Genomic DNA, 10833 nt, shown 5'->3' with positions numbered 1-10833 from the left:
CGGTTACATTCCGAACCCGGAAGCTAAGCCTTTCAGCGCCGATGGTACTGCAGGGGGGACCCTGTGGGAGAGTAGGACGCCGCCGAACAATTTTTCAGCTCCGGTCTCTGAACCTTTATGGTTCAGGGACCGGAGCTTTTTTGCGTTCACGGCCGGTCGGTACGCTCGTAGGCATGCGCTATGACCTGGTCATTTTCGATAACGATGGCGTCCTGGTGGACAGCGAACCGATCTCCAATCGGATCCTGGCCGCCTATCTCACCGAACTGGGGCATCCGACGACCTATGAAGAGTCCCTGCGCGACTACATGGGCGGCGCAATGCACCGTATTCACGAGGTGGTGCGGGAGCGGTCGGGAAAGCGGCTGCCGGGCGCGTTCGACGAGACCTTTCATGCGCGGGTCTTCGAGGAGTTCCGCCGGCGACTGGAGCCCGTGGCGGGTGTGGTCGAGGTGCTGGAGAAGCTGGCCGCTGACGGGGTGCCGTACTGCGTGGGGTCGTCGGGGAGCCATGAGCGCATCCGGGTGGCGTTGACGAAGACCGGTCTGTGGGAGCGGTTCGCCGCGGGGCGGACCGGGAGCGGTCCCGCCGAGTGCATCTTCTCCTCACAGGACGTGGGGCGCGGGAAGCCGGCGCCCGATCTCTTTCTGCATGCGGCGCGGGAGATGGGTGTGGCGCCGGAGCGGTGTGCGGTGGTCGAGGACAGTCCGCTGGGGGTGCAGGCCGCGGTTGCCGCGGGGATGGACGTCTATGGCTTCACGGCGATGACGCCGGCGGCGAAGCTGGCGGAGGCCGGGGCCACCGCGCTGTTCGGCCAGATGGCGGAGCTGCCGGCGCTGTGGCAGTAGGGCGGCGCGGGCCGGACGCGCGCCGAATTGGCGTGGTGATCCATCTACCCAGCAGTAGTGGGGAGTCCTAGGCTGAGCGGCCATGACGGTCCCTCGGGTACCAGGAGCGCAGCTACGGCACGGCCGGGTCTCGCTCGCCCTCAGCTTCTTCGTCCAGGGCGCGGTGTTCGCCCTGCTTGTGACCCGAATACCCGCGATCCAGGACCGCTACGGGATTTCAGACGCGCTGCTGCCGGCCTTCCTCGCGGCGGTGCCCGTCCTCGCCGGGGCCGGCAGTGTCGGCACCGAGCAGCTGGTGAAGCGGGTACGGCCCAGCCGGGTCCTGCGGTGTGCGCAGCCCGTGGTGTGTCTGGCGCTGCTGGCGGTCGGGGCCGTCGGGTCGATGGTGCAGGTCGCGGTGGCGCTGGCGGTGTTCGGGTTGTCGGTGGGCGCCCTGGATGCCTCGATGAACATGCTGGGGGTGAGCCTGCAACGGGCGTACGGGCGGAGCATCATGCTCGGTTTCCACGCCGCGTACAGCCTGGGCGGCATCGTGGGGGCCTCGCTGGCCTGGGCGGGGGCGCACTGGAAGCTGTCGCTGGTGCTGTTGTACGGGCCGGTGGTGGCGGTGCTGGTCCCGCTGGCGCTGATCGTGGGCCGGTGGTTCGTGGACCGGGACCGGGAGGATGCGCCGGGGGGCCGGGAAGGGCCCGCGGCGGTCGTCCGGCCCCTTGCGATGCGGCTGTTGCTGCCGCTGTGTCTGGTGATGGCGATCGCGTATATCGGGGACTCGACCGTTTCCAACTGGAGCGCGAAGTATCTGCAGGACGTCCTGGGGAGTTCGGAGCAGCTCGCCACCGTCCCGTACAACGTCTATATGGTCACCACGCTGCTGGGCCGGGCGGTGGGCGACCAGGGGGTGCGGCGTTTCGGGGCGGTCGCGGTGGTGCGGACCGGGGCGGTGCTCGCGGCGGGCGGGTTCGCGGTGGTGGCGGCGGCGCCGGGGGCCTGGGCCGGGATGGCGGGGTTCACGCTGCTGGGGTTCGGGCTGTGTGTGATCGTGCCCCAGACGTTCGCGGCGGCGGGGCGGTACGCCTTTGAGCAGCACGGCCCCGGGGCCTCGGACATGGCCATCGCCCGGCTGAATATTTTCAACTATGTGGGCTTTTTGATCGGCTCTCCGCTGGTCGGCGCGCTCGGCGACGCCTGGAGTTATCGGGGGGCGATGCTCGTACCGATGACCTTGGTGCTGGTGACGCTGGTGTATGCCCGCTCGTTCGGGGCGCCGGAGGCCCGATACGGTGACGGGCATGAGCGGCCGCGCACAGCTGATGTGGGATGAGGCAGTAACGGGCTACGACTTCGGGTCCGGGCATCCGATGGACCCGGTCCGGCTCGCGCTGACCATGCGTTTGGTGGAGGCGTACGGGCTGGACCGCGGGCCGCTGAAGGTGGTCGCGGCCAAGCCCGCCGGGGACTCCACTCTGCGGCTGGTGCACCGTGAGGACTACATCGGCGCGGTCCGCAGAGCCTCGGCGGATCCCGCCGCCGCCGACCTCTCGTACGGGCTGGGGACGGCGGACGATCCGGCGTTCGTGGGGATGCACGAGGCGTCCGCGCTGATCGCCGGCCAGTCGGTGGGTGCGGCGGAGGCCGTCTGGCGTGGCGACGCGGCGCATGCGGTGAACTTCACCGGCGGGCTGCACCATGCGATGCCGGGCGGGGCGGCCGGTTTCTGTATCTACAACGATGCGTCGCTGGCGGTGGCCCGGCTGCTGGAGCTGGGGGCCGAGCGGGTCGCGTACGTCGATGTGGACGTCCACCACGGCGACGGGGTGCAGGCGGCGTTCTGGGAGGACCCGCGGGTGCTGACCATCTCGCTGCACGAGCATCCGCGCACGCTCTTTCCGCAGACCGGCTGGCCGGAGGAGACCGGCGGTGAGGGCGCGGAGGGCAGCGCGGCGAATGTGGCGCTGCCGGCCGGGACCGGTGACGAGGGCTGGCTGAGGGCGTTTCATGCGGTGGTGCCGGAGCTGCTGGGGGCCTTCCGGCCGCAGGTGATCGTGTCGCAGCACGGTGCGGACACCCACTTCGAGGACCCGCTGGCGCATCTCGCGGTGAGTCTGGACGCCCAGCGGGCGGTGGCGCAGGCCTGTCACGACCTGGCCCATGAGCACGCGGACGGGCGCTGGGTCGCGCTCGGCGGAGGCGGCTATGCGGTGGTGGACGTGGTGCCGCGCAGCTGGACGCATCTGGCCGCGATCGCGGCGGGCCGGCCGATCGATCCGGCCTCCATGGTGCCGGAGGCATGGCGGCACGAAGTGTTCCGCAGGACACGGCAGTTGGCGCCGCTGCGGATGACGGACGGGTGTACGCCGCAGTGGCGGGATTTCGTCGACGACGGCTATGACCCGGCCGACCGGCTGGACCAGGCGGTGCTGGCCACCCGCCGGGCGGTGTTCCCGGCGCATGGGCTGCTGCCGTAGGACGTTGGGGGGCGAGGGCGTCTCGAAGCGCTGCCTGTCGGGCTGTCACGGCGTTCCCCGGCGGGCGCCCCACGGATGGTGAGGTACCCCCTTCTGTCGTCGTGCTCGCCGTCCCGCCGTGCGCCGTTCCCGTACGGCCGCTTCCTGCGCGGTGCCCCACGAAGGTGTGACTACCCGTCGGTCAGGGCAGCCGGGGGCCGGCCGGCCGGACAGTATGGGACGCGTGTTGGGCACCGGGGCGCTGCGGGCGCACCTGATCGAGGCGCGGCTCGCGGGGACGATCGCGACCCCGCGGGAGAAGAGTCTGGCGCGCTACCGGCTCTTCGCGGCACGCGATCCGCGGGCGCTGCTGGGGCTGGATCCTGAAGGGGACTGGCCGGTCGGTGAAGTACTGCGACTGATGGGGCAGAAGTGCGGAGTTTCGGCCGATCCCGCAGATATTTCCGGACTGGATGTGATCGATCCCGACCGCACCATCGCGGCTCTCGACCGGTTCGCCGAACGGCTCGGTGAGGCGGCCGGCCGCCGGGCGCCGGTGCTGATCGGCACCGGCCATCCGCACCGGCTGCTGGGGTTCTACGCCGCCCTGGCAGACGCTCTCTCGTCGGCGGGGTGCCCCGTTCTCACCCCGGCGTATGGCGCCCGTGTCGACATAGCGACCCGGTTCGGGGTACGTACCTGCACACTCGACTACGTACGGGGAGTCGCGCTGATGCGAGAAACCGGCGTGCGGGGCGCGCCCGGGACGGGGGGCGTACACACCCATTCGCCGCTTCCGGTACGTACCGCTCTCGCGGCCGTCGGGGATGCCGGAGGGCCGCTGCCGGGGCTGGTGATCGGGGACCACGGCTGGGTCTGCGGGGCAGGTCAGCTGGGCATCGAGGCGATCGGGCCGGCGGATACGGACGACCCGGCGCTGTTCGTCGGCCAGGCGGAGGGGCGGGTGTCCGTGGCGGTGCCGCTCGATGACGGCGTGCCGAGCGCGTCGTACCGACCGCTGGCCCTCTATGTCATCAATCGATCGGATTTGTCCCGATAGATAGCTGTTCGCTGCTCCTCTTCCCCACTCGCATCACCCGCCCCTAATCTGGGGAGTGAGCGCATGGCGACGAAGAGTCACCGGAGGGGAAGCCGGTGTCCGTCTTATGCGGAAGGTGCAGGTGTGGCATGGCTGCAGACCAGAGGCCTCTGAACGAGGTCGTGTTCCTGACAGTGGCGGAGGTCGCCACGGTGATGCGGGTGTCGAAGATGACCGTGTACCGCTTGGTGCACAGCGGTCATCTGCCCGCGATTCGCGTGGGGAGGTCTTTCCGGGTTCCGGAGCAAGCGGTTCACGACTATCTCCGTGAGTCCTTTGTGGGGGTGGAATCAGCCTGACAGGTCTTCGCCGACCCTCGGATTACGTCGTTCGCCCGTCGCCGGGTAGGCTGGCCCGATGTAGGTAGTGTGGGCTCGGACGCCCCGCACCGAGTGATTCGAAGTGAGCGAGGGTAGTCGTGGGCTCTGTTATCAAAAAGCGGCGCAAGCGGATGGCGAAGAAGAAGCACCGCAAGCTGCTCAAGCGCACCCGTGTTCAGCGTCGTAACAAGAAGTAAGCGACGCTGATCGCGAATTCGCAGCCCCCCATCGCCGAGGCGGTGGGGGGCTGCGGCGCGTTGTGGGCCGTATGGACGGTGGTCGGACGGAAATGTGGCCACGGGCATCCGGTGGTCATCACCGCGCAACACCGACCCGATAGCGTGGCCCGGACAGCTCGGCCACGGCGGTCGCGGCGGGAAGGAAGGGCTGATCTTGGGCAAGGTCGTGCTCGTCACGGGAGTCGCACGGCAGCTGGGCGGCCGGTTCGTCCGCCGCATCCAGCGCGATCCCGACGTCGACCGGGTGATCGGGGTCGATGCCGTGGCGCCGGAACACCATCTGGGCGGCGCCGAATTCCTCAAGGCCGATATCCGGCATCCGGCCATTGCCAGGGTCCTGGCCGAGACGGGCGTCGACACCGTCGTCCACATGGATATCAACGGCACGCCGCTGGGCAAGCGCGGCGGCCGTGCCTCGGTGAAGGAAACCAACGTCATCGGGACGATGCAGCTGCTCGGCGCCTGCCAGAAGGCCCCGAACGTGCAGCGTCTGGTCATCAAGTCCAGCACCAGCGTCTACGGCTCCGCGCCCCGGGACCCCGCCGTCTTCACCGAGACCACCACGCCGAAGTCGCTGCCCAGTGGCGGCTTCGCCAAGGACGTCGTCGAGGTCGAGGGGTATGTCCGTGGGTTCGCCCGGCGCCGGCCCGACGTGGCGGTGTGCGTGCTGCGCTTCGCCAACATTCTCGGGCCGTGTGCGGATTCCCCGCTCGCCGAGTACTTCTCGCTGCCCGTGTTGCCCACCGTCCTCGGGTACGACCCGCGGCTGCAGTTCGTCCACGAGGGCGACGCCATCGAGGTGCTGCGGATCGCCGCCGCCGCGCCGCGCCGCGGCACGCTCAACAGCGGCACGTTCAATATCGCCGGCGACGGTGTACTGCTGTTGTCGCAGACCTCCCGGCGGCTGGGGCGGCCCACTCTGCCGCTGTTGCTGCCGACCGTGACCTGGGCCGGTACGGCGCTGCGGTCCATCGGCATCTCGGACTTCTCGCCGGAGCAGATCCGGCTGCTCACGCACGGCCGCGTCGTGGAAACGACGCAGATGCGCGAGACACTGGGGTTCCATCCGAAGTACACGACGGCGGAGACCTTCGCGGAATTCGCCCGTAGCCGGGGACCCGGGCTGTTGCCGCCCGAGTCCCTCGCCCGCACCGTCGACCGGCTCGCCGGCGTGCTGCCGGCACGCGGCGGCCTGACCCAGTGAGGAGTTCACCCACGATGGCGGACGCCAAGGTCATCCCCTTCGGCGAGGAGCCCCGGGCGCGGAGAAAGGCCCGGCGGGCCGGGCGCACGGGGCGTGGCACGGCGCTGGCTCCCGTACCCGAGGCACGGACCGAGCACCCGCCTGAGGTGTCCTCGCGGCAGAGCCCCGGTCGGTCCCTGGACGAGCGGATCGCGGGCGGGCTGGCCTTTCTGCGCCGGCGGATCACCGGCGACTACGAGGTCGACGACTTCGGGTATGACGAGGAGCTGACCGACCAGGTCCTGATGTCGCTGCTGCGGCCCGTCTACGAGAAGTACTTCCGGGTCGAGGTGAAGGGTGTCGAGAACATCCCCTCGGACGGCGGGGCGCTGATCGTCGCCAACCACTCCGGGACGCTGCCGCTCGACGGTCTGATGCTGCAGGTCGGGGTGCACGACAACCATCCGGCGCAGCGTCATCTGCGGCTGCTGGCGGCCGATTTGGTGTTCGTCCTGCCGGTGATAAACGAGCTGGCGCGCAAGGCCGGGCACACCCTTGCCTGCGCGGAGGACGCCCAGCGGCTGCTGGAGCGCGGCGAGATCGTCGGGGTGATGCCGGAGGGCTTCAAGGGCATCGGCAAGCCCTTCGCGGACCGCTACAAGCTCCAGCGGTTCGGGCGGGGTGGCTTTGTCTCGACGGCGCTGAAGGCCGGGGCACCGATCGTGCCGTGCTCGATCGTGGGCGCGGAGGAGATCTACCCGATGATCGGGAACGCCAAGACGCTGGCGCGGGTGCTGGGGCTGCCGTATTTCCCGGTCACGCCGACCTTCCCGTGGCTGGGGCCGCTGGGTGCGGTGCCGCTGCCGACGAAGTGGACGATCCAGTTCGGCGAACCGATCCCGACGTCCGGCTATCCGCCGGAGGCGGCGGACGATCCGATGCTGATGTTCAACCTCACCGATCAGGTGCGGGAAACGATTCAGCACACCCTCTACAAGCTGTTGGTGCAGCGGCGCTCGGTGTTCTTCTGAGGGAAGGACCGGAAGAACACCGAGCGCCGGAGGGACCGCTTCGCTACTTGGGGAGATCCTCCCCGTCGATGCCCAGACCGGGAAGCAGCCCCGGGATCAGCGGCGGGAGGGTGACGTCGGGCCGGCCGCCGGCGTCTCGGCCACTGTGGTGATGGCCCCGGTCGTGCGGGGTCGCGCTGCCGCGTTTGGACGGCGGGTCCAGCAGGCCGCCTGTGTTGCCGCCGAGCAGGCCGTCCTCCTGGGACGGTGAGGCCGACGGGCGGGGGGCGTGCGAGCCGGCGGTGTGTTTGCCGGGGGAGGGCTTGCTGCCCGACGGGGCCGGGCGCCCTCCAGAGGCGGAGCCGGTGCCCGCGGAGCCGGGCGTGTCGCCGTGGTGGCCACGGCCGCCCGGGGTGGGCGGCAGCAGCGGGCGGAGCGGACCGACCTCTTTGTCTATGGCGTCGAAGACCGAACTGACCTGGTCACGGACGTCCATGAGCTGCACCGGGAGCCGGTCGCGCAACTGCGACCAGGTGCTGCGGTGGGACTTGGTGAAGGAGTTCAGCGCCTGGATGGGGCCGAGCGAGCCGTCGCGCTCGTACGCCTGGTGCAGCAGGCGGTGGCCCTCACCCGCGTCGTGTGTGACGCCGGCGAGCGCCTTGCGGACCTCGCCGAGCGCTTCGTGGTCGAGGTCGGCGACCCGGGCGCGCTCCATCAGCCGACGGGCCTCCATCATGCGGATGGCGGCCTGGTCGAGATAGAGCCGGCCGCGGTCGGAGTCGTCGTCCGCCATGCCGAGCCGGAGATCCTCCATGCCCCGCTTGAGGCCGTAGAGGGAGTCGCCGGGGAGGGCGTCGGAGCTGGCCGCGGCGACGCCGGTGAAGGCGCCGGCGGCGACGCCGACCGTCAGTCCGCCCGCCGCCAGTCCCTTGGAGAGGCGGGAGCGCGGACGCAGCCTGCCCATCGATTTCGTGGCGCGGTGCGCGCCCTTGTGTTCGCGCTGCTCGGGCACCCTGGCACCGTCGGACGGAGCGCCTTCGGCGAAGGCGGACTCCATCGCGGCGAGGAGCTGGGCGCGCTGGACAGTCTTGACCTCGGCTGCCATCTCCGGCCTCGGGAGATTCCCGAGGCCGTCGGCGACCGCCAACAGCCGTGCTTCGCCCGGCGCTTGCGCCGGATTGTCGACCTGCTCCTCGGCCGCCGCGCCCTCGAGGACCTGCTCCTCAAGGGCCTGGGCGAAGGCGTTGGCCCGCCGGTGCACCGAGACATTTGCGATCACGGGCGGCACCTCCTCTCGTCATCCCGCTCGACTCCCCGGACTGGCTTTGACTGTCCAGACGGACCGGACGGTTGCAAGCCATTGTCCGCGTCCACTCGATCGAGTGAGAGGCAGCGGGCAAGGCATGACCGCATGGAGCCTGCATCCCGCACAACGAGCGGCGCGGCACTCGGGTTACGCACTCACGATGATCTGACCGACCGGGTAGGGAAGGTCACCAGGAGTGAGCGGGCAGGGCATGGGGAGGGCCGTCGGCATCTGCGGACAGGGGGCGGGGGTCAGCGGGCGTCTTCGGGGAGCAGCCGCGCCAGGGTGCGGACGGCGCGGTACTGGAGGGTCTTGATCGCGCCCTCGTTCTTGCCCATGACGCGGGCGGTCTCGGCGACCGAGAGGCCCTGCAGGAAGCGCAGCGTGACGCACTCCTGCTGTTGGGGGTTGAGCTTGCGAACCGCCTCCAACAGGGCGGCGTTGGAGAGGGATTCGAGGACCGAATCCTCGGGGCTGCGCTCGACCTCGTTGGCGTCGAGCATCTCTCCGGTGGTGACTTCCAGGCGGAAGCGGGAGGACTTGAAGTGGTCGGCGACGAGGTTGCGGGCGATGGTCACGAGCCAGGCGCCGAAGTCACGGCCCTGCCAGGTGAAGGTGCCGATGCGGCGCAGGGCGCGCAGAAAGGTCTCGCTGGTGAGGTCCTCGGCCGTGGCGCGGCCGCCCACGCGGTAGTAGATGTACCGGTAGACGGTGTCGGCGTACTGGTCGTAGAGGCGGCCGAAGGCCTCGGCCTCGCCCGCCTGGGCTCGTTCGACGAGGTCCATCATGCGACGGCTGTCGCTGTCGGCGGGGCGGCGGGCGGTGGTCGTGCCGGTGCCGGAGCGGCGGGTTCTGCCGGCGGCCTTGCCGACCGCAGCACTCCCGTCGGCCAGGGCGTAGCAGGGTCCGGCGGCGGGGACGGCTGAGGCGAATGCGGGGACGGCGTACGCGGTGGGGACAAAACTGCGCAGGTGGTCGACGAGTGTCGTACGCAGCGTAGCCAGGCCCGAGGCGTCAACCCCGACGTGTGGGTACACGGGACTCCCAGAGGCAGAGCTTCCATCACGTGCAGTGCGGGACCGTTCACTCGTCGTAGGGACGTGTGGGTTCCGGATTGCGTCTGAGGAGAATAACGCTTCGTACAGGCAGCGCTACACCCAGTTGCTCAAATCATCGATTACTTACGGTCCGTGCCGGGTTGGTGGCAGATCAAGTATCGAATACTGAGCAACTTTTGATCGGAAGGAAACGCAATCTGCCTGGTTGGAGGGCGTGTTGTGCTTAACCGGCAGCAAGGGGACTGAGGGGGTGGCGGAGGGGGTAGGCAGAGGGGATGGCCCACCGTCCCGTATGGCGATCAGGCCTGGTCAGCGGCGTCGGCGCTGGAGTGCGGCGGCGGCCGCGGCGCCGCCTGCGAGGGCGCCCACGCCCGCCGCCGCGGGGATGCCGATCCTGGCGGCCTTGCGTCCGGTCCGGTAGTCGCGCAGCCGCCATCCCTGCTCCCGGGCGTGCTTGCGCAGCCGGCTGTCAGGGTTGATCGCATAGGGGTGCCCGACGAGCGAGAGCATCGGGATGTCGTTGGCGGAGTCGCTGTAGGCGGCGCAGTGCGACAGGTCCAGGCCCTCGGCGGACGCCAGGGCGCGGACCGCCTCGGCCTTGGCCGGGCCGTGCAGCGGTTCGCCGACCAGCTTTCCCGTGTAGATGCCGCCGACGGACTCGGCGACGGTGCCCAGCGCGCCGGTCAGCCCGAGCCGGCGGGCGATGATCGTCGCGGTCTCGACGGGGGCCGCGGTCACCAGCCAGACCTTCTGACCTGCGTCGAGATGGGCCTGAGCGAGTGCGCGGGTACCCGGCCAGACCCGCTCGGCCATGTACTCGTCGTAGATCTCCTCGCCGATGGACATCAATTCGGCGACGCGGTGGCCCTGGACGATGGACAACGCGCTGTTGCGGACGTCCGCCATGTGCTCGGGGTTCTCCGAGCCGGCCAGCCGGAAGTAGATCTGCTGCCAGGCGAAGCGGGCCAGGTCGCGCTTGTGGAAGAAGTGCCGCTTGTACAGGCCGCGGCCGAAGTGGAACAGCGCGGCGCCCTGCATGACGGTGTTGTCCAGGTCGAAGAAGGCGGCGGCGGCCTTGTCCCCGACGACCGGGAAATCGGGCTCCGCCGGGGTCTCGGTCTCCTCGGCGGGCGGCGTTTCCCTGGAGGACTTCCGGGCGGCCTCGGCCGCGGCCTCGCCGGCCAGCACGCTGCGGGCCGTGGCGGGTCGTCTGCGGCGGGGGAGCCAGCCCAGGGAGAAGAGTGCCCCGGAGGGACTCCGGCGGGGGCGGTGTGCGGGCGACGGGCGGGCCATGGCGCTAGCGTAGCCAGTTTGTTCGGTGCAGCC

General features: G+C 70.1%; 11 protein-coding genes and 1 rRNA gene. 9 read left to right on the top strand and 3 right to left on the bottom strand.

The features are described from left to right. From rrf to ACWGJY_RS26420, 9 genes are all read left to right on the top strand, one after another. Window positions 1-88, top strand: a 5S ribosomal RNA gene (gene rrf, locus ACWGJY_RS26460); the annotation flags it as partial. An 85-nt stretch (window positions 89-173) separates the two neighbouring features. Next, on the top strand, window positions 174-848 hold the full coding sequence (locus tag ACWGJY_RS26455) for an HAD family hydrolase (RefSeq protein WP_453263336.1): 675 nt from the start codon (window positions 174-176) through the stop codon (window positions 846-848). 82 nt (window positions 849-930) lie between these two features. Then, the gene (locus ACWGJY_RS26450) at window positions 931-2169 is read left to right on the top strand and encodes an MFS transporter (RefSeq protein ID WP_453263335.1); all 1239 of its coding nucleotides are present in this window, start codon (window positions 931-933) and stop codon (window positions 2167-2169) included. Beyond that, window positions 2138-3313, top strand: coding sequence for an acetoin utilization protein AcuC (locus ACWGJY_RS26445; RefSeq protein WP_453263334.1), 1176 nt, complete (start codon window positions 2138-2140; stop codon window positions 3311-3313). Before ACWGJY_RS26450 ends, ACWGJY_RS26445 begins: the two co-directional genes overlap by 32 nt. A 223-nt stretch (window positions 3314-3536) precedes the next feature. Then, entirely contained in the window at window positions 3537-4352 is an 816-nt protein-coding gene (locus ACWGJY_RS26440) for a phosphatase (protein ID WP_453263333.1), read from the top strand. A 128-nt stretch (window positions 4353-4480) separates the two neighbouring features. Next, window positions 4481-4690, top strand: coding sequence for a helix-turn-helix domain-containing protein (locus ACWGJY_RS26435; RefSeq protein ID WP_006604741.1), 210 nt, complete (start codon window positions 4481-4483; stop codon window positions 4688-4690). A 119-nt stretch (window positions 4691-4809) separates the two neighbouring features. Further along, window positions 4810-4908, top strand: coding sequence for a 30S ribosomal protein bS22 (locus tag ACWGJY_RS26430; protein ID WP_003948845.1), 99 nt, complete (start codon window positions 4810-4812; stop codon window positions 4906-4908). A gap of 196 nt (window positions 4909-5104) precedes the next feature. After that, complete coding sequence (locus tag ACWGJY_RS26425; protein WP_453263332.1) at window positions 5105-6154, top strand: NAD-dependent epimerase/dehydratase family protein; 1050 nt, start codon at window positions 5105-5107, stop codon at window positions 6152-6154. Between the two features lie 14 nt (window positions 6155-6168). Beyond that, the gene (locus tag ACWGJY_RS26420; protein WP_453263331.1) at window positions 6169-7164 is read left to right on the top strand and encodes a lysophospholipid acyltransferase family protein; all 996 of its coding nucleotides are present in this window, start codon (window positions 6169-6171) and stop codon (window positions 7162-7164) included. 43 nt (window positions 7165-7207) lie between these two features. On the opposite strand, the gene ACWGJY_RS26415 is transcribed toward ACWGJY_RS26420, so the two are convergent. The 3 genes from ACWGJY_RS26415 to ACWGJY_RS26405 all read right to left on the bottom strand — a co-directional run bounded on the left by ACWGJY_RS26415 (window position 7208) and on the right by ACWGJY_RS26405 (window position 10800). After that, entirely contained in the window at window positions 7208-8422 is a 1215-nt protein-coding gene (locus tag ACWGJY_RS26415) for a DUF5667 domain-containing protein (protein ID WP_453263330.1), read from the bottom strand. Window positions 8423-8700: 278 nt separating this feature from the next. Next, complete coding sequence (locus tag ACWGJY_RS26410; protein WP_006604745.1) at window positions 8701-9486, bottom strand: ECF subfamily RNA polymerase sigma factor, BldN family; 786 nt, start codon at window positions 9484-9486, stop codon at window positions 8701-8703. A gap of 330 nt (window positions 9487-9816) precedes the next feature. Continuing rightward, the gene (locus ACWGJY_RS26405; RefSeq protein ID WP_453263329.1) at window positions 9817-10800 is read right to left on the bottom strand and encodes an HAD family hydrolase; all 984 of its coding nucleotides are present in this window, start codon (window positions 10798-10800) and stop codon (window positions 9817-9819) included. Window positions 10801-10833 lie beyond the last annotated feature (33 nt).

This window comes from Streptomyces sp. NPDC054765 (assembly GCF_053612065.1).
This window is presented reverse-complemented; position numbering and strand designations above follow the sequence as displayed.